This is a genomic window from Pseudomonas sp. MWU13-2105 (assembly GCF_023242315.1).
Taxonomy (GTDB): Bacteria; Pseudomonadota; Gammaproteobacteria; order Pseudomonadales; family Pseudomonadaceae; genus Aquipseudomonas.
Map to the genome: position 1 here is coordinate 224,254 of NZ_JALLIY010000004.1, position 17,483 is coordinate 241,736.

Sequence of the window (17,483 nt, forward strand, 5' to 3'; positions counted from 1 at the left end):
CCAGTGACCGATGCTGCCTCAAGTGTTACGCGGGAAAAGAGATGTTTCCTACGACATTCCTGCCGAATAAATCACGGCGCAAATGGCATCTCACGTTTGTGATGAGTTTTTTCGTACGTCCGACAGATGATATCGAAGGCTTCCTGGCGTACCGGCTCGCCATGCAGGAAGGCGTCGATCTCGGTATAGGTGACGCCGTGGGAGGCTTCGTCGGGCTTGCCCGGGGCCAGGTCCTCGAGGTCGGCGGTGGGGACCTTTTCCACCAGGTACTCCGGCGCGCCGAAGTGCCGGGCGATGGCCCGGACCTGGTTTTTCACCAATCCGCTCAAGGGCGCCAGGTCGCAGGCACCGTCACCGAACTTGGTGAAGAAGCCCATCACCGCTTCCGCCGCGTGGTCGGTACCGATCACCAGGCCATGGGCGGCCCCGGCGATGGTGTACTGCGCGACCATGCGCATGCGCGCCTTGGTGTTGCCGAGGACGAAGTCCCGTGACACCGCGGCCTTGCCTTCGAAGGCGGCGACTTCCGCTGCCAGCGACTTCACCGCCGGGCCGATGTTCACCGTGTGGCGCTCGTCGGGGGCGATAAAGTCCACCGAAGCCTGGGCTTCATGTTCGTCGAACTGGGTCTCGTAGGGCAAACGCACCGCAATGAAGCGGTAATCCTGGTTGCCGCTGCGCTCGCGCAGCTCACGCATGGCGCGTTGGGCCAGCAGGCCGGCGGTCAGCGAGTCGACGCCGCCGCTGATGCCCAGCACCAGCGTCTTGAGCCCCGAGTTCAGCAGGCAATCCTGGATAAAGGCGATCCGTCGCGCCACTTCGGCTTCGAGGGCGGCCTGGTCGGCGAACGGTGGCTGGACCTTGAGCTGTTCAGCAATCTGGCGCTGTACGGCTTGCATGATTCACTCCTTGCGGGATGGGGTCTGGAACGGGTTGGTCGGTACGGCCTGGCGAGTTCCTAGCCGCTGACCTGGAACACATGGCGCAGGTAGGCCACGAAATTCGGGTCCTTGCACTGGGCCTTGCCCGGCTCGTCGGAGATCTTCGCCACGGGCTGGCCGTTGCAGGCGGTCATTTTAAGCACGATGCTCATCGGTTCCACCCCCGCGATGTCGCAGGTGAGGTTGGTGCCGATGCCAAAGCTGACATTGATCCGACCGCGCAGCGCGCGGAATATCTCCAGGGCCTTGGGCAGGTTGAGGCTGTCGGAGAAGACCAGGGTCTTGCTCATCGGGTCGATGCCCAGTTGGTGATAACGATTGATGCATTTTTCGGCCCAGATCACCGGGTCGCCGGAGTCGTGGCGCAAACCGTCGAAGAGCTTGGCGAAGTACAGGTCGAAATCCTTGAGGAAGGCATCGGTGGTGATGCAGTCGGTCAGGGCGATGCCGAGCAGGCCACGGTATTCGCGGACCCAGCAGTCGAGCGCGGCGATCTGGCTGTCGATCAGCCGTGGGCCGAGTTGCTGGTGGGCCATGATCCACTCGTGGGCCATGGTGCCCAGCGGCTTCATGTCGAATTCGCGCGCCAGGTGCACGTTGCTGGTGCCGACGAAGCGTCCGGGGAAGTCGTGCTTGAGCACGCTGACCACTTCTTCCTGGACCCGGTAGGAGAAGCGTCGGCGGGTGCCGAAGTCGGCGACCTGCAACTCCGCCAGTTCATCGGCGGCGGCGTTGGCGCTGAGCCAGTCGAACTTGCGGTAGAGCTGTTCGCGGGCCTGGCTCAGCAGGGTTTCCTGATAGCGATAGCGGTTGCGCACTTCGCTGACGATGGCCAGCAGCGGCACTTCGAACAGGATCACATGCAGCCACGGGCCGCGCAGGCGGATGAACAGCTCACCGTTCTCGATCCCGGTGTGGACGTAGCGCAGGTTGAAGCGGAACAGGCCGAGGAAGCGCAGGAAGTCCGGCTTGAGGAAGCTGATGCGCTCCAGGAAGCCCAGCTGGTCGGCGCTCAGGCTCAGTTCGGCGAGGCGTTCGATCTGGTAGCGGATTTCCGCCAGGTACGGACGCAGGTCTTCGCTGTTGCGGCAGCGGAAATCCCATTCGACTTCGACGTTGGGGTAGTTGTGCAGCACCGCCTGCATCATGGTCAGCTTGTAGAAGTCGGTGTCCAGCAGGTTCTGCACAATGCGATCGCCAAAGGCCTTATCGCTCATAAGGGGAATCTCCATGCCGGTCGCGCGTTACAGCGGCGTCCTGGCAGTTCTTGAATGAAGATCGCTAGTGGCGCATATCCGCGGGCCGTTTTACCAGCAATTTTTGCTGTAGGTGCCAGCCCCTTCGCGGGCAAGCTCCGCTCCCACAGGTTCTCTGTGGCGAGCGGGCTTGCCCGCGTTCGACTGCGCAGCAGTCGCAAAACAGGCTATCTCAGTCTGCCTGATACACCGGATTCACAGGTTCTAGGGCCGCTTCGCAGCCCAGCGCGGGCAAGCCCGCTCGCCACAAGGGATCAGCTGTGAGTGAGAGGACCAAGCTGCTCCAGCATCCAGGAGACGAAATCCCGGACCTTCGGCACTTCGGCCGAATGCTCCGGGTAGGCCAGGTAATAGGCGTCGTGGTTGGGCATCGCATGGGGCCACGCGAGCACCAGCTTGCCCTCCATCAGTTCCTCTTCCACCAGGAACCTGGGCAGCAAGGCCACGCCGCAGCCGACCTGGGCGGCGCGGATGCACATATAGAAGGTCTCGAAACGCGGCCCGTGGTAACTGTGCTCGGTGTGGTAACCCTGGCTGTCGAACCAGTCGTGCCAGGCCTGGGGGCGCGAGGCGTTCTGCAGCAGGACCAGTTCGCTCAACTGCGTCGGATCGCTGAACGGTTGCTCCGGCAGGCAGGCCGGCGCGCACACCGCCACCAGCTCTTCGCCGAACAGCCTCACGCACTCGGTGCCCGGACGCGAACCCTGGCCGAAATAGAACGCCAGGTCGCTACGACCCTGCAGCAGGTCGTCGGCCTCCTGTTCGTTGCACAGGTCCAGGTGGATATGCGGGTGACGCAGGCGCCAGCCCTTGAGCCGCGGCACTAGCCAGCGGGCGCCGAAGGTCGAGGGCGTGGACACCCGCAGGACTTCGGTTTCACCGCCGTAGGAACGCAGGTAGTGGGTCGACATCTCCACCTGGGTCAGGATTTTTCGGACTTCCACCAGGTACAGATCGCCGGCCGGGGTCAGTTGCAGGCGTCGCCGTACCCGGCGAAACAGCAGGTGCTGCAACAGCTCTTCCAGCTGCGCGACCTGTTTGCTCACCGCGCTCTGGGTCAGGTTCAGCTCTTCAGCCGCGCGGGTGAAGCTCAGATGCCGGGTGACGGCCTCGAAGCATTGCAGGGCGGTGATCGAAGGCAGGTATCTTTTATTCAGCATGGACGGGCCTTTTACTTGTGTCTTGCGCTGCATGAATAAATGGAATGATATCTCGCCTAATCGTCGTTTGTTGGCAAAGCTGAAGGTCGCTACAACTGAAGGTCTGAATCGTCGTGTTGTTTTCGACTGAAGCTTTCCGTTTTTCGCCTACAGGAGTGACCCCCATGGTTGCCGCATTGCTTGATCGTCTTGGTGTGGACCCGGCGCTGTATCAACAGGGCAAACAGCCCGTGCATTCACCCATCGACGGCAGCCGCATCGCCGGCGTGAACTGGGAAGGCCCGGCCGAGGTCGAGCAGCAGGTCAGCCGTGCCGAGCACGCCTTCGACGCCTGGCGCAAGGTACCGGCCCCGCGCCGTGGCGAACTGGTGCGCCAGTTCGGCGAAGTGTTGCGTGAATACAAGGCCGACCTCGGTGAGCTGGTCTCCTGGGAAGCCGGCAAGATCACCCAGGAAGGCCTGGGTGAAGTGCAGGAAATGATCGATATCTGCGACTTCGCCGTCGGCCTGTCGCGCCAGCTGTACGGCTTGACCATCGCCTCCGAGCGTCCGGGCCATCATATGCGTGAGTCCTGGCACCCGCTGGGGGTGGTCGGGGTCATCAGCGCCTTCAACTTCCCGGTTGCGGTCTGGGCCTGGAACACCGCCCTGGCGCTGGTCTGCGGCAACGCGGTGATCTGGAAGCCTTCGGAAAAGACCCCGCTGACCGCGCTGGCCTGCCAGGCCCTGTTCGAGCGCGTGGTGAAAAACTTCAGCGATGCCCCCGAGTACCTGAGCCAGGTGATCATCGGTGGCCGCGACGCCGGTGCCGCCCTCGTCGATGACCCGCGTGTGGCGCTGATCAGTGCCACCGGCAGCACCCGCATGGGCCGCGAAGTGGCGCCGAAAGTGGCCGCGCGCTTTGCCCGCAGCATTCTGGAGCTGGGCGGCAACAACGCGATGATCCTCGGCCCAAGCGCCGACCTGGACATGGCCGTACGGGCGATTCTGTTCAGCGCCGTCGGGACCGCCGGCCAACGCTGCACCACCTTGCGCCGGCTGATTGCCCACGAATCGGTCAAGGCGGAGATTGTCAGCCGCTTGAAAGCCGCCTACTCCAAGGTGCGTATCGGCCATCCGCTGGAAGGCAACCTGGTCGGTCCGCTGATCGACAAGCAGAGCTTCGAGAACATGCAGGACGCCCTGGAACAGGCCTTGAGCGAGGGCGGCCGGGTGTTCGGCGGCGAGCGTCAGTTGCAGGATAAATTCCCGAATGCCTATTACGTGTCGCCGGCCATCGTCGAGATGCCGGAGCAGAGCGAAGTGGTCTGCCACGAAACCTTTGCCCCGATCCTCTATGTGATCGGCTACAACGAATTCGCCGAAGCCCTGCGTTTGAACAATGCGGTGCCGCAAGGCCTGTCTTCGTGCATCTTCACCACCGATGTGCGTGAGGCCGAGCAGTTCATGTCGGCGGTGGGCAGCGACTGCGGCATTGCCAACGTCAACATCGGGCCGAGCGGTGCGGAGATCGGTGGCGCCTTTGGTGGCGAGAAGGAAACCGGTGGTGGTCGTGAGTCGGGTTCGGACGCCTGGCGCGGTTACATGCGCCGCCAGACCAACACCGTGAACTACTCGCTGGAATTGCCGCTGGCCCAGGGCATTACCTTCGATTAACGAAGGTGCGAGGCAGGTCCCTGTGGCGAGGGGGCTTGCCCCCGTTGGGGCGCGAAGCGGCCCTGAAATCGGTAATCGCGAGCTATCAGACAGAACGCATCGACCGATTTTACGACTGCTGCGCAGCCGAACGGGGGGCAAGCCCCCTCGCCACATTCAGTCCGCCTGCCACAACAAGTTAAGTCGGGAGTGTGTTTGTTGGGTTTCATTTTCGGAGTCTGGCAATGCCGTTACGCGAAGAATGTCTATGGGAAACACTGACGCCGCAGCGGCCTGAAGCACCGTCCTTCAAGGGCGAACTGAAGGTCGATGTCTGTGTCATCGGCGCCGGTATCACCGGGCTCTCGGCCGCGATTCACCTGCGTGAACAAGGCAAGAGCGTCTGTGTACTGGAAGCCCATCGTACCGGCCATGGCGGTTCCGGGCGCAATGTAGGACTGGTCAACGCCGGGATGTGGATTCCCCCGGACGAGATCGAAGCCGGTTTCGGCGAAGCGGTGGGTAGCCAGCTCAACCGCATGCTCGGGGCGGCGCCGGCCCTCGTCTTCAGCCTGGTGGACAAGCATGGCATCGATTGCCAGCTGCGCCGCGAAGGCACCCTGCACATGGCCCACAACGCCAAGGGCGAGGCCGATCTGCGCAGCCGCGAGGCGCAGTGGAAGCGTCGCGGGGCCCCGGTGGAACTGCTGACCGGCAAGGACTGTGAAATCGCCACTGGAACGAAAAAAATCGGCGCCGCCTTGCTCGACCGGCGCGCCGGTACCCTCAATCCGATGGCCTATACCTCGGGCCTGGCCAAGGCCGCGGCGCGGCTGGGGGCGCAGCTGTTCGACCATTCCCCGGTCACCCGCCTGGAGCGTCAGGGCCAGCGCTGGTCGGTGCAGACCGCCGAGGGCGCGGTCAGCGCCGAACAGGTGGTGATGGCTTCCAATGCCTATACCGAAGGCGAATGGACCGAACTGCGGCGCAACTTCTTTCCGGGTTACTACTACCAGGTGGCGTCCAGTCCGCTGACCGAAGAGGCCGCGCGGCAGATTCTGCCGGGCGGGCAGGGTTCCTGGGATACCCGCCAGGTGCTCAGCAGCATTCGTCGCGATGCCGACGGTCGCCTGCTGCTGGGCAGCCTGGGCAACGGCAACCAGAAGCCGGCGTGGTTCCTGCGGGCCTGGGCCGATCGGGTCCAGCAGCACTATTTCCCCTATCTGAAAAAGGTCGATTGGGAATGCACCTGGACCGGCTGTATCGCCTTTACCCCCGATCATCTGATGCGCCTGTTCGAACCGGCGCCCGGTTTAGTGGCAGTCACCGGTTATAACGGGCGTGGGGTGACCACGGGTACGGTGGTCGGCAAGGCGTTCGCCGATTACCTGTGTAACGGAAATCCTCAGGCCCTGCCGATTCCCTTCGCCCCCATGCGTCCGATCCAGGCGGTGGGCCTGCGCAGTGGTCTCTACGAGGCCGGTTTTTCCCTCTATCACGCGGGCCAGTGCCTGCGGATTGTCATTTGATACAACAAAAAAGCTGATTCGGACGGCGCTTTTGTTCGAGACAGCTAGCCTGTAATGGTGCGCGATGTAGCAGTCGCGCACCGCGAGTGTGCACTTCGGTGACGCACGTTGTTACAGGGTGGTTGCACGCCCTTCGGCGCCACGGTTGCAATAGTGGCACCGACGGGTTGCACCTTTTTCCTAAAAAGGTTCCACCTGCCGCGGTTTAGACGGTTGCACGCCCAGTTAAAAAGGGCCCGAAACAGTCCATAAAACAATAAGACAGCGACTTTTTGCAGAACAAAAAACCTATGGCACGCCCCTTGCTCTGAGCATTCATTGAAGTCGCAGTGCCAACTAAAAAAACCTTGGAGCACCACCTCATGTCCCAGACGTTTTACAAGAAAGGCTTTGTAGCCCTCGCAGTGGCTGCTGCGTTGGGTGTTTCTGCGTTTGCTCAGGCTGACGTCAAGATCGGCGTGGCGGGTCCGATGACCGGTGCCAACGCTTCTTTCGGCGAGCAGTACATGAAAGGTGCGCAAGCGGCGGCGGATGCGATCAACGCGGCCGGTGGCGTCAACGGCGAAAAAATCGTCCTGGTCAAGGGCGATGATGCCTGTGAGCCAAAACAGGCGGTCACGGTCGCCAAGGACCTGAGCAACCAGAAAGTCGCCGGCGTCGTCGGGCACTTCTGTTCCTCTTCCACCATCCCGGCTTCGGAGATCTACGACGAAGCGGGCATCATCGCGATCACCCCGGGCTCGACCAACCCTCAGGTAACCGAGCGCGGCCTGGGTGCGATGTTCCGTATGTGTGGTCGTGACGACCAGCAGGGCATCGTGGCCGGCAACTACATCGTCGATGTGCTCAAGGGCAAGAAAGTCGCGGTCATCCACGACAAGGATACCTATGGCCAAGGCCTGGCGGATGCCACCAAGGCCCAGTTGATCAAGCGCGGTGTGACCCCGGTGATCTACGAAGGCCTGACCCGTGGCGAGAAGGACTTCAGCGCCCTGGTGACCAAGATCCGTGCCGCCGGTGCCGACGTGGTTTACTTCGGCGGCCTGCATCCGGAAGCCGGTCCGCTGGTCAAGCAACTGCGCACTGAAGGCTTGAAAGACGTCAAGTTCATGTCTGACGACGGCATCGTCACCGACGAACTGGTGACCACTGCCGGTGGTCCGCAATACGTCGACGGCGTACTCATGACCTTCGGCGCCGACCCGCGTCTGCTGCCGGACAGCAAGGCGGTCGTTGACCAGTTCCGCAAGTCGGGCTACGAGCCGGAAGGTTACACCCTCTATGCCTACGCCTCGGTACAGACCCTGGCCGCGGCGTTCAATGGCGCCAAGTCGAACAAGGGCGAAGAGGCGGCCAAGTGGCTGAAAGCACACCCGGTCAAGACCGTGATGGGCGAGAAGACCTGGGACGCCAAGGGCGACCTGAAAATCTCCGACTACGTGGTTTACCAGTGGGACGCGAGCGGCAAATACCACCAGCTGGAAAAACAGAAGTGACATGACGGCCTGACCCGGCTGGCGTCCCGTGCGCCGGCCAGTCGCCAAGCGTGTCCGTGCAGTACCTGTCTTTTCTCGTAGAGCTGCACATGGCTGTGCTGCGACGGCGGTTGAACCCCGGTCCGTCGCGGTACGCTTCTGTGCAGTCTCTCAAATGCGTGAGATTGCGTTATGGATGGTATTTTCCTGCAGCAACTGGTCAACGGCCTGACCCTCGGGTCGGTCTATGGCCTGATCGCCATCGGCTACACAATGGTCTATGGCATCATCGGCATGATCAACTTCGCCCACGGCGAGGTTTACATGATTTCCGCTTACCTCGCGGCAATCAGTCTGGCTCTGCTGGCTTACTTCGGTATTGAATCCTTCCCGCTCCTGATGCTCGGTACACTGGTGTTCACCATCATCGTCACCGGGGTGTATGGCTGGGTCATCGAGCGCATCGCCTACAAACCCCTGCGCAACTCCACCCGCCTGGCACCGCTGATCAGTGCCATCGGTATTTCGCTGATCCTGCAGAACTACGCGCAGATCGCCCAGGGCGCCAAGCAACAGGGCGTCCCGACGCTGCTTACCGGCGCCTGGCGCGTCGATGTCGGCAGCGGTTTTGTCCAGCTCACCTACACCAAGGTCTTCATCCTGGTGGCCGCGTTTGTCGGCATGGGGCTTTTGACCTACGTCATCAAGTACACCAAGTTGGGCCGCATGTGCCGCGCGACCCAGCAAGATCGCAAGATGGCTTCGATCCTCGGGATCAACACCGACCGGATCATTTCCTATGTGTTCATCATCGGCGCGGCCATGGCGGCCCTGGCCGGTGTATTGATCACCATGAACTACGGCACGTTCGACTTCTACGCCGGCTTCGTGATCGGCATCAAGGCGTTCACCGCCGCGGTGCTCGGCGGTATCGGCTCGCTGCCGGGCGCCATGCTCGGTGGGATCATCCTCGGCATTTCCGAATCGCTGTTCTCCGGCCTGGTCAACTCGGATTACAAGGACGTGTTCAGCTTCTCGCTGCTGGTCCTGGTGCTGGTCTTTCGGCCGCAAGGCCTGTTGGGCCGTCCTCTTGTGTCGAAGGTGTAAGCAATGTCCTCAACCACTCAAAAATCGCTCGATATCAAAAAAAGCCTGGTTGACGCCATTCTCGCCGGCCTGGTCGCACTGATTGTCTTCGGCCCCATCGTCGGGGTCGTCCTGGAGGGCTACAGCTTCAACCTGCAACCCACCCGCGTCGCCTGGCTGGTGGCGATTGTCATGCTCGGTCGTTTTGCCCTCAGCCTGTTCCTGCAAACGCCCAAGGGCCTGCGGATTCTCGAAGGTTTCGAGAGCACCGGTTCCGGCGTGCATGTGCTGGCTCCGGACTACAAGTCGCGCCTGCGCTGGATCATCCCGATCATGATCGCGATCGCGGTGATCTTCCCGGTGTTCGCCAACTCCTACTTGCTGGGTGTGGTGATCCTCGGCCTGATCTACGTCCTGCTCGGTCTTGGCCTGAATATCGTGGTGGGCCTCGCCGGCCTGCTCGACCTGGGTTACGTGGCGTTCTACGCCATCGGTGCCTATGGCCTGGCGCTGGGTTACCAGTACCTGGGGCTGGGGTTCTGGACCGTCTTGCCGCTGGCCGCCATCACCGCCGCGCTGGCCGGATGCATCCTCGGCTTCCCGGTCCTGCGCCTGCATGGTGACTACCTGGCCATCGTGACCCTGGGCTTCGGCGAGATCATCCGCCTGATCCTCAACAACTGGCTGTCGCTGACCGGTGGTCCGAACGGGATGCCGGCACCCCTGCCGACTTTCTTCGGCCTGGAGTTCGGCAAGCGGGCCAAGGAGGGCGGGATTCCCTTCCATGAGTTCTTCGGCATCGCCTACAACCCGGATGTGAAGTTCTACTTCATCTACACCGTGCTGTTCCTGGTGGTACTGGCCGTGCTCTACATCAAGCACCGCCTGACCCGCATGCCAGTCGGGCGCGCCTGGGAAGCCTTGCGTGAAGACGAGATCGCCTGCCGCGCCATGGGCTTGAACCATGTGCTGGTAAAACTCTCGGCATTCACCCTGGGGGCTTCCACCGCCGGTCTGGCCGGGGTGTTCTTCGCCACCTACCAGGGCTTCGTCAACCCGACCTCCTTCACCTTCTTCGAGTCGGCGCTGATCCTCGCCATCGTGGTGCTGGGCGGCATGGGGTCGACCATCGGTGTGGTGATCGCGGCCTTTGTCCTGACCGTGGCACCGGAGCTGCTGCGCAGCTTCGCCGAGTACCGCGTGTTGTTGTTCGGCGTGTTGATGGTGTTGATGATGATCTGGCGGCCACGTGGCCTGATCCGCATCAGCCGCACCGGGGTGACCCCACGCAAGGGCGTCCTGGTTGGAGGGGCTGGCCAATGAGTAATGACATCGTTCTGAAAGTCGAAAAGCTGATGATGCACTTCGGGGGGATCAAGGCCCTCAGCGACGTCAGCCTGCAAGTCAAACGCAACTCGATCTTTGCCCTGATCGGCCCCAACGGCGCGGGCAAGACCACGGTGTTCAACTGCCTGACCGGCTTCTACAAGGCCACCGGCGGCAAGATCGAGCTCAATGTGCGCGACAAGCGCACCAACGTCATCCAGTTGCTGGGCGAGTCCTTTCGCCTGGGGGATTTCGCCTCGCCGAAAACCTTCCTCAGCCGGCTGTACTACAAGATGTTCGGCGGTACCCACCTGGTGAACCGCGCGGGCCTGGCCCGGACCTTCCAGAACATTCGCCTGTTCAAGGAAATGTCGGTGCTGGAAAACCTGCTGGTGGCCCAGCACATGTGGGTCAACCGCAACATGCTCTCCGGTATCCTCAATACCAAGGGTTACCGCAAGGCCGAAAGCGATGCCCTGGACACCGCGTTCTACTGGCTGGAAGTGGTCGACCTGGTGGACTGCGCCAACCGCCTGGCGGGTGAGCTGTCCTACGGCCAGCAACGCCGCCTGGAAATTGCCCGGGCCATGTGCACGCGGCCGCGGATCATCTGTCTCGACGAACCGGCGGCGGGCCTCAACCCCCAGGAAACCGAAGCACTGAGCGCGATGATCCGGCTGCTGCGCGACCAGCACGACCTGACCGTGGTGCTGATCGAACACGACATGGGCATGGTCATGAGCATTTCCGACCACATCGTGGTACTGGACCACGGCAACGTGATTGCCGAGGGCTGTCCGCAAGACATCCGCAACGACCCGAAAGTGATTGCCGCCTACCTGGGCGCCGATGAAGAGGAACTGGTATGAGTCAACCTATCCTCGAACTGAAGAACCTGGAAGTGTTCTACGGGCCGATCCAGGCCCTGAAAAAAGTCTCGTTGCACATCAACGAAGGTGAAACCGTCAGCCTGATCGGCTCCAACGGCGCGGGCAAGTCGACGCTGCTGATGTCGATCTTCGGCCAGCCGCGGGCCGCCGCCGGGGAGATCATCTATCGCGGTGTCGACATTACCCAGAAGTCGTCCCACTACATCGCTTCCAACGGTATCGCCCAGTCGCCGGAAGGCCGCCGGGTGTTCCCGGACATGACCGTGGAAGAGAACCTGCAGATGGGTACCATCCCCATTGGCGACAAGTTCGTCGATGAGGACATGCAGCGCATGTTCGAGTTGTTTCCACGGCTCAAGGAGCGGCGTAACCAGCGGGCCATGACCATGTCCGGCGGCGAGCAGCAGATGCTGGCGATCGCCCGGGCGCTGATGAGCCGGCCGAAGTTGCTGCTGCTGGACGAACCGAGCCTGGGCTTGGCGCCGATCGTGGTGAAGCAGATCTTCGCCACCCTGCGCGAGCTGGCGGCCTCGGGCATGACCATCTTCCTGGTGGAGCAGAACGCCAACCACGCGCTGCGCTTGTCGGACCGGGCCTATGTGATGGTCAACGGCGAGATTCGCCTGAGCGGCACCGGCAAGGAGCTGCTGGTCAACGAGGAAGTGCGTAACGCCTACCTGGGCGGGCATTGAGTCTGGAGCGGCTCCGCGAAGAGGCCCTTGGGCCTTGCGTTGCCTATGCTGACGCCATCGCCAGCAAGCCGGCTGCCACAGGTTATGTACAGCCCTGAAACGCCCCGTGATCTTCGGATCCGGGGCGTTTTTTTGTCTGTCCACAGCTGGGATCCGAAATTGTGGAAAACAATCTGAACAACCTGCCAAAGTGCGACACGAAACCGCTGCAAACGATTGTTTTGTCATCAATTTGACTTGTCCCCGTTTGCTGTGGAGGTGGCTGTGGGTAACGTGGGAGTAGCTGGCTGTGAGCCTTTTAAACCGTGGCTTGCAGCGGCTTGGTTGTTTTTTGATCGGCGTCGTTTTGCAGAGCGCCAGGTGATTTTGTCAACAGGTTTATTGTCACACCTTGCGCCTGGAAAGCCCCTGGCACAGCCTGTGGATAACTCTGTGGGCAAACTCTGGAAACATGTCCCAGGGCGGCGTAGTTACTGGCCTGGAGCCAGTGGGGTGAAATCCGCCACCGGGGATTTTTCCGCGATGGCTGCACAACGGGTGTTGCGGGGTCAAGGGAAAAACTTTGGAAATAGCGCTGCAGGCCTTGTGTACAGGGGAGTGGCGGCTTTTCGAGTTGCCCCCGGATACTGTGGACGGGGCTGTGGATAAGGTGCGTACAGCAGGCCCCAGGCCACGGTTTGCCTGGCTTTGCTACGAATGATCATTTTTTGTACAGAGGCGTGGCCTGCAAGATTCCATTTCTTCACTGGCCGGCGTTGAGGCATGCTGCGCAACGACCGTATTCATATCTGGCGGCCCGCGGGCCGAGCAAGGAGAACTCCATGACATCCACGTTGTTTATCACGGGCGCGACTTCCGGTTTTGGCGAGGCCTGTGCCCGGCGTTTTGCCGAGGCCGGCTGGAAGCTGGTGCTCACCGGCCGTCGCGAAGAGCGCCTGAAGGCCTTGTGCGCCGAGCTGTCGCAGCAGACCGAAGTGCATGGCCTGGTATTGGATGTGCGCGACCGCAAGGCCATGGAAGAGGCGATTGCCAACCTGCCGCCGAGCTTCGCCAAACTGCGTGGGTTGATCAACAACGCGGGCCTGGCCCTGGGAGTCGATCCGGCGCCCCAGTGCAACCTGGACGACTGGGACACCATGGTCGACACCAATATCAAGGGCCTGATGTACAGCACCCGTCTGCTGTTGCCACGGTTGATCGCCCATGGTCGTGGCGCGGGGATCATCAACCTCGGTTCGATCGCCGGCAACTATCCGTACCCGGGCAGCCATGTCTATGGCGCGAGCAAGGCGTTCGTCAAACAGTTCTCGCTGAACCTGCGCTGCGATTTGCAGGGCACGGGCGTGCGGGTGACGAATATCGAGCCGGGGCTGTGCGAAAGCGAGTTCTCGCTGGTGCGCTTTGCCGGTGACCAGGCGCGTTACGACGCGACCTACGCCGGTGCCGAGCCGATCCAGCCGCAGGACATCGCCGAGACGATTTTCTGGGTGCTCAACACCCCGGCCCACGTCAATATCAACAGCCTCGAACTTATGCCGGTGAGCCAGACCTGGAGCGGGTTTGCCATCGAGCGGAACAAGGGCTGAGAACGTTCGCTTATTGTGGCGAGCGGGTTTGGCCTGATGCCTTGCAGCCAAGGCCAGACACTCCCCCCTGTGGGAGCAGAGCTTGCTCGCGAAGAGGCCCTTGAGGCCGCTAACAGCTTCGCGGCGCTGCGCAGATCCGACAAGCACCGCTCCGGCAATGTCTTCAAGTGCCTGCTTGTGCTTGGCTCAGCCGAAATACTCGGCCAGGCCGCTCAGGCAGGTCGCCAGGTGATAAGGCGTGGTCGACGGCATATCGCGTCGGCTGACCTCGCCCTGGGCATCCAGGCACTCATGCCAGCCGCCCGGGTGCAGGAAGCGCTGCTGCAAGGCGCCCAGCTGGTGCTGCAAGCGCGCCGAGTTATCCACACGCAACGTCAGCGCCCGCAGGTATTCGGCCTGGGCCCAGATGCGTTGGGTGCCGTCACGCAGGTTGCCATTGATGTCGAGCATGCCGCTGACCGCACCGCTTTGCGGCTCGACCCCCGATTGCTCGGCGAAGGCGAACGCGCGATCCAGCGAGACATGCAGCGGCGTACCGCGCAGCAACGGTGATGACTCCAGCAGGAACAGCCATTCGAACTGATGGCCCGGTTCGAACCAGTTATCCACAGCCCCCAACGGTTTTTCCAGCATCACGCCGTGACGGCGATCGATAAAGCGTTGCTGCATCGCGGCGACCAGGGCCAGCAGTGCATCCCGCGTGGCGGCATCTTCGCGCACCGACAGGGTCGCCAGAAAGGCTTCGGCCAGGTGCATCAGCGGGTTCTGCAACGGCCCGCTGCCCAGGGGCGCCCAGTCGCGCTCCAGGCTCGCTTCATACAGGCCGTCGCCATTGGCGAAGCGCACGGCGATCACCTCCAGGGCGGCGTTGAGCACCGACTCCACCAGCGGTTCGCGGACCTTGGCCCAGTAATGGGCGCAGGCAAAGAGAATGAACGCGTGGGTGTAGAGATCCTTGCGGGTGTCCAGCGGCTTGCCTTGCGGATCGATGCTGTAGAACCAGCCGCCGTACTCGGCATCGTGGAAATGCCGTTGCAGCGAACGGAACAGCGCACTGGCGCGCTCACTGGCAGTAGGGAAGGCGGTATCGCCGATCAGGCTGGAAAACAGATACAACTGCCGGGCACAGGCCATGGCGCGATAGCGTTGCGGCGGCAGCGGCCTATGCTCGGCGTCCAGCGCCTCGTAGGGCAGCGCCATATCGGCGTTCCAGCCGGGACCTTGCCACAGCGGCACGATGACCTGGCGGAAGTGGTCTTGCACGGTGTTGAACAGTGCACTCAATTCAGGCGTGGAGGCGGAGCTGGAAACATCGGGCATCGGCTGGCGTCGTCAGGGCAAGGGCGGTTGCGCGACATGTTAACAGGCGGTTGCTGGCGATGCTGTTCCTTGTGGCAATAGGGCCAGCCCCTTGCCACAAAGGCTCAGCCTGCCAACAGCCAGGCCCCGGTCGCCGCCGACGCAACACCGGCCAGCCGGACCAACGGCGCCGCGGCTTGCGGCAATACCCGCACCACGGCATAACCGAGCGCATGCAGGGTTGCGGTCGCGAGCACGAAACCGGCCGCATAGGTCCACGGGCTCGACATTTCCGGCAGCTCAAGACCGTGCGCCACGCCGTGGAACAAGGCAAACAGTGCCGTTACCGCCACCGCCAGGCTCAACGGTGGTCGTACCGCCAGCGCCACGGCCAGGCCCAGGGCCAGGACCGAAGCGGCAATCCCGCTCTCCAGCGCCGGCAACGCCAACCCTTCGAAACCCAACAGGCCACCGATCAGCATGGTACCGACAAAGGTGAGGGGCAGCGCCCAGCGCGCGGCACCTTGTTGTTGCGCCGCCCACAGGCCGACCGCGACCATGGCCAGCAAATGATCGATGCCACCCACCGGATGGCTGACACCGGCCATCCAGCCGCTGTCGCCGTGGCCGGGATGGGCGAAGGCGACGGCTGGCATAACCAGCAGGGCGAGGCTGCCGAGGATTTTCTTCAAAGTCATGGGACGGGCTCCGTAGGGTTGAAATAGTTGTTTGCCAAGCATCAGGCTGCTGTCAGCAGGCCCTGGCGCTCGATAAAGGCGACGATGGCCTCCAGGCCATGTCCGGTTTTCTGGTTGCTGAAGACAAAGGGCTTGTCGCCGCGCATGCGCCGGGTGTCACTGTCCATCATTTCCAGGGAGGCACCCACCAACGGCGCCAGGTCGATCTTGTTGATCACCAGCAGGTCGGATTTGCAGATCCCCGGCCCACCCTTGCGCGGCAGCTTGTCACCGGCCGACACATCGATCACGTAGATCGTCAGGTCGGAGAGTTCCGGGCTGAAAGTCGCCGAGAGGTTATCGCCGCCGGACTCCACCAGGATCAGGTCGAGTCCCGGGAAACGGCGGTTCAACTGGTCGACGGCTTCGAGGTTGATCGAGGCATCTTCGCGAATCGCGGTGTGCGGGCAGCCGCCGGTTTCCACGCCGATGATCCGCTCCGGGGCCAGGGCCTCGTTGCGCACCAGGAAGTCGGCGTCTTCGCGGGTGTAGATATCGTTGGTCACCACCGCCAGGTTGTAGCGGTCGCGCAGGGCCAGGCACAGGGCCAGGGTCAGGGCGGTCTTGCCGGAGCCCACCGGGCCGCCGATACCGACGCGCAGAGGTTGTGTGTTCATCATGTTCTCCTAGGAACGAAACAGGCGGCTGTACTGGCGTTCATGGGCCATGCTCGCCAGGGACAGGCCGAAGGCGGCGCTGCCGATGGATTGAAGGTCCTGGGCCGTGGCGGTTTGCTGGGCCTGTTGCAGCAGGGGCAGCAATTCGCTGGTCAGGCGTTGGGCGGCTTGCTGGCCCAGGGGCAGGGTTTTCATCAGCACGGCCAGTTGGTTTTCCAGCCAGCTCCAGAGCCAGGCGGCCAGGGCGTCCTGGGGACTGATCCGCCAGGCGCGGGCGGCCAGGGCCCAGCCCAGGGCCAGATGCGGTTCGCTTTGCTGTACGAGGACGCTACGGGCGGCGTCATCCAGTTCCGGCAGGCCGCTGAGCAACTGCTGCAGGGAATAACCCATCTGCCGGCTTTCCTGATACAGCTCGCGAGTTTCACGGCTGGCGCGGTGTTCTTCGCAGAGCTGTTTCAGCCCGGCCCAGTTTTCCTCCGTCGCGGCCTGGCAGTGGGCGAGCAACAGCGGGGCTTCGAAGCGCGCCAGGTTGAGCAGCAATTGATCGGCGATCCAGCGTCGGGCGCCGTCCGCGTCCTTGACCCGGGCCTGCTCCACGGCCATTTCCAGGCCCTGGGAATAGCTGTAGCCGCCGATGGGTAATTGCGGGCTGGCCAGGCGCAACAGCGCCCAGGCCGGATTCATGGGCGCACACCGAACTGGTGCAGGCGCGGCGGGTAGTTGAAGTCCTCGTCGCCGTGGCGGGAGTGGTGATGGCCGCCGCCGTAGGCCCCGTGTTCCGGTTGGAATGGGGCTTCGAGGGTTTCGGTATGGGCGCCGAGCTGTTCGAGCATGGCCTTGAGCACATAGTCGTCGAGCAGCCTGAGCCAGCCGTCGCCGACCTGCAGGGCGACATGGCGGTTGCCCAGGTGATAGGCGGCGCGGGTCAGTTCGAAGGCGTTGCTGCAGGTGACGTGCAGCAGTTGTTCGGGGCGGGCGCAGACCCGCACGATACGGCCGTCCTCGGCTTCCAGGTATTCGCCGTCGTACAGCGGTGGCTGGCCACGTTCAAGGAACAGTCCTACGTCCTCACCCTCGGCACTGAAACAGCGCAGGCGACTTTTGCTGCGGGCTTCGAAGTTCAGGTGCAGCTCGGCGGCCCAGGTCGATTGCGCTTCGATTCTGCGATGAATCACCAACATCAGGAGGCTTCCGGCAATGAACGATGGTTGAGCTAGAGCAAGGGGCTTGCCAATCGTCCGCTGCGTAGGAAAGT

General features: G+C 62.6%; 16 protein-coding genes. 8 read left to right on the forward strand and 8 right to left on the reverse strand.

The window, feature by feature from the left end:
- Positions 1 to 71: 71 nt before the first annotated feature.
- The 3 genes from nadE to M5B96_RS07460 form a co-directional block, all read right to left on the reverse strand.
- Entirely contained in the window at positions 72 to 899 is an 828-nt protein-coding gene (nadE, locus tag M5B96_RS07450) for an ammonia-dependent NAD(+) synthetase (protein WP_248796053.1), read from the reverse strand.
- Between the two features lie 59 nt (positions 900 to 958).
- A complete protein-coding gene (pncB, locus tag M5B96_RS07455) occupies positions 959 to 2,158 on the reverse strand; it encodes a nicotinate phosphoribosyltransferase (protein ID WP_248796054.1) in 1,200 nt (399 codons plus the stop codon).
- A 293-nt stretch (positions 2,159 to 2,451) separates the two neighbouring features.
- Positions 2,452 to 3,357 (reverse strand): LysR family transcriptional regulator, encoded by a 906-nt coding sequence (locus M5B96_RS07460; protein ID WP_248796055.1) that lies wholly within the window; start codon positions 3,355 to 3,357, stop codon positions 2,452 to 2,454.
- A gap of 164 nt (positions 3,358 to 3,521) precedes the next feature.
- On the opposite strand from M5B96_RS07460, the gene M5B96_RS07465 reads away from it, so the two are divergent.
- The 8 genes from M5B96_RS07465 (at position 3,522) to M5B96_RS07500 (ending at position 13,575) form a co-directional block, all read left to right on the forward strand.
- Positions 3,522 to 5,012 carry an aldehyde dehydrogenase family protein gene (locus M5B96_RS07465; RefSeq protein WP_248796056.1) on the forward strand — a complete coding sequence of 497 codons (1,491 nt, stop codon included), beginning with the start codon at positions 3,522 to 3,524 and terminating at the stop codon, positions 5,010 to 5,012.
- A gap of 224 nt (positions 5,013 to 5,236) precedes the next feature.
- Positions 5,237 to 6,520 carry an NAD(P)/FAD-dependent oxidoreductase gene (locus tag M5B96_RS07470; RefSeq protein ID WP_248796057.1) on the forward strand — a complete coding sequence of 428 codons (1,284 nt, stop codon included), beginning with the start codon at positions 5,237 to 5,239 and terminating at the stop codon, positions 6,518 to 6,520.
- 362 nt (positions 6,521 to 6,882) lie between these two features.
- Entirely contained in the window at positions 6,883 to 8,016 is a 1,134-nt protein-coding gene (locus M5B96_RS07475) for a branched-chain amino acid ABC transporter substrate-binding protein (protein ID WP_177098582.1), read from the forward strand.
- Positions 8,017 to 8,187: 171 nt separating this feature from the next.
- Positions 8,188 to 9,102: an ABC transporter permease subunit gene (locus tag M5B96_RS07480; RefSeq protein WP_248796058.1), complete on the forward strand. Its 915-nt coding sequence runs from the start codon at positions 8,188 to 8,190 to the stop codon at positions 9,100 to 9,102.
- Positions 9,103 to 9,105: 3 nt separating this feature from the next.
- A complete protein-coding gene (livM, locus tag M5B96_RS07485; protein WP_248796059.1) occupies positions 9,106 to 10,404 on the forward strand; it encodes a high-affinity branched-chain amino acid ABC transporter permease LivM in 1,299 nt (432 codons plus the stop codon).
- Positions 10,401 to 11,276, forward strand: coding sequence for an ABC transporter ATP-binding protein (locus tag M5B96_RS07490; RefSeq protein WP_248796060.1), 876 nt, complete (start codon positions 10,401 to 10,403; stop codon positions 11,274 to 11,276). The genes livM and M5B96_RS07490 overlap by 4 nt, the downstream gene beginning before the upstream one ends.
- Entirely contained in the window at positions 11,273 to 11,989 is a 717-nt protein-coding gene (locus M5B96_RS07495; protein WP_248796061.1) for an ABC transporter ATP-binding protein, read from the forward strand. Before M5B96_RS07490 ends, M5B96_RS07495 begins: the two co-directional genes overlap by 4 nt.
- 821 nt (positions 11,990 to 12,810) lie before the next feature.
- Positions 12,811 to 13,575, forward strand: coding sequence for an SDR family oxidoreductase (locus tag M5B96_RS07500; protein ID WP_248796062.1), 765 nt, complete (start codon positions 12,811 to 12,813; stop codon positions 13,573 to 13,575).
- 186 nt (positions 13,576 to 13,761) lie between these two features.
- Here M5B96_RS07500 and M5B96_RS07505 read toward each other — a convergent pair whose 3' ends face one another.
- The 5 genes from M5B96_RS07505 to ureE all read right to left on the reverse strand — a co-directional run bounded on the left by M5B96_RS07505 (position 13,762) and on the right by ureE (position 17,409).
- Positions 13,762 to 14,895 carry an AGE family epimerase/isomerase gene (locus tag M5B96_RS07505; protein WP_248796063.1) on the reverse strand — a complete coding sequence of 378 codons (1,134 nt, stop codon included), beginning with the start codon at positions 14,893 to 14,895 and terminating at the stop codon, positions 13,762 to 13,764.
- Positions 14,896 to 14,999: 104 nt separating this feature from the next.
- Positions 15,000 to 15,572, reverse strand: a complete 573-nt coding sequence (locus tag M5B96_RS07510; protein ID WP_248796064.1) for a HupE/UreJ family protein — start codon at positions 15,570 to 15,572, stop codon at positions 15,000 to 15,002.
- 41 nt (positions 15,573 to 15,613) lie between these two features.
- A complete protein-coding gene (gene ureG / locus M5B96_RS07515) occupies positions 15,614 to 16,228 on the reverse strand; it encodes an urease accessory protein UreG (protein WP_248796065.1) in 615 nt (204 codons plus the stop codon).
- A 9-nt stretch (positions 16,229 to 16,237) separates the two neighbouring features.
- Positions 16,238 to 16,912, reverse strand: a complete 675-nt coding sequence (locus M5B96_RS07520) for an urease accessory protein UreF (protein ID WP_248796066.1) — start codon at positions 16,910 to 16,912, stop codon at positions 16,238 to 16,240.
- Complete coding sequence (gene ureE, locus M5B96_RS07525; RefSeq protein ID WP_248796067.1) at positions 16,909 to 17,409, reverse strand: urease accessory protein UreE; 501 nt, start codon at positions 17,407 to 17,409, stop codon at positions 16,909 to 16,911. Before ureE ends, M5B96_RS07520 begins: the two co-directional genes overlap by 4 nt.
- Positions 17,410 to 17,483 lie beyond the last annotated feature (74 nt).

Excerpts from the sequence above, each read along its gene's own strand:
- M5B96_RS07505 (WP_248796063.1), bottom strand. The coding sequence starts at position 14,895 with ATGCCCGATGTTTCCAGCTCCGCCTCCACGCCTGAATTGAGTGCACTG.
- M5B96_RS07475 (WP_177098582.1), top strand. The coding sequence starts at position 6,883 with ATGTCCCAGACGTTTTACAAGAAAGGCTTTGTAGCCCTCGCAGTGGCT.
- M5B96_RS07510 (WP_248796064.1), bottom strand. The coding sequence starts at position 15,572 with ATGACTTTGAAGAAAATCCTCGGCAGCCTCGCCCTGCTGGTTATGCCA.
- M5B96_RS07495 (WP_248796061.1), top strand. The coding sequence starts at position 11,273 with ATGAGTCAACCTATCCTCGAACTGAAGAACCTGGAAGTGTTCTACGGG.
- M5B96_RS07465 (WP_248796056.1), top strand. The coding sequence starts at position 3,522 with ATGGTTGCCGCATTGCTTGATCGTCTTGGTGTGGACCCGGCGCTGTAT.
- livM (WP_248796059.1), top strand. The coding sequence starts at position 9,106 with ATGTCCTCAACCACTCAAAAATCGCTCGATATCAAAAAAAGCCTGGTT.
- M5B96_RS07500 (WP_248796062.1), top strand. The coding sequence starts at position 12,811 with ATGACATCCACGTTGTTTATCACGGGCGCGACTTCCGGTTTTGGCGAG.
- nadE (WP_248796053.1), bottom strand. The coding sequence starts at position 899 with ATGCAAGCCGTACAGCGCCAGATTGCTGAACAGCTCAAGGTCCAGCCA.
- pncB (WP_248796054.1), bottom strand. The coding sequence starts at position 2,158 with ATGAGCGATAAGGCCTTTGGCGATCGCATTGTGCAGAACCTGCTGGAC.
- ureE (WP_248796067.1), bottom strand. The coding sequence starts at position 17,409 with ATGTTGGTGATTCATCGCAGAATCGAAGCGCAATCGACCTGGGCCGCC.
- M5B96_RS07480 (WP_248796058.1), top strand. The coding sequence starts at position 8,188 with ATGGATGGTATTTTCCTGCAGCAACTGGTCAACGGCCTGACCCTCGGG.
- M5B96_RS07520 (WP_248796066.1), bottom strand. The coding sequence starts at position 16,912 with ATGAATCCGGCCTGGGCGCTGTTGCGCCTGGCCAGCCCGCAATTACCC.
- M5B96_RS07470 (WP_248796057.1), top strand. The coding sequence starts at position 5,237 with ATGCCGTTACGCGAAGAATGTCTATGGGAAACACTGACGCCGCAGCGG.
- M5B96_RS07460 (WP_248796055.1), bottom strand. The coding sequence starts at position 3,357 with ATGCTGAATAAAAGATACCTGCCTTCGATCACCGCCCTGCAATGCTTC.
- M5B96_RS07490 (WP_248796060.1), top strand. The coding sequence starts at position 10,401 with ATGAGTAATGACATCGTTCTGAAAGTCGAAAAGCTGATGATGCACTTC.
- ureG (WP_248796065.1), bottom strand. The coding sequence starts at position 16,228 with ATGAACACACAACCTCTGCGCGTCGGTATCGGCGGCCCGGTGGGCTCC.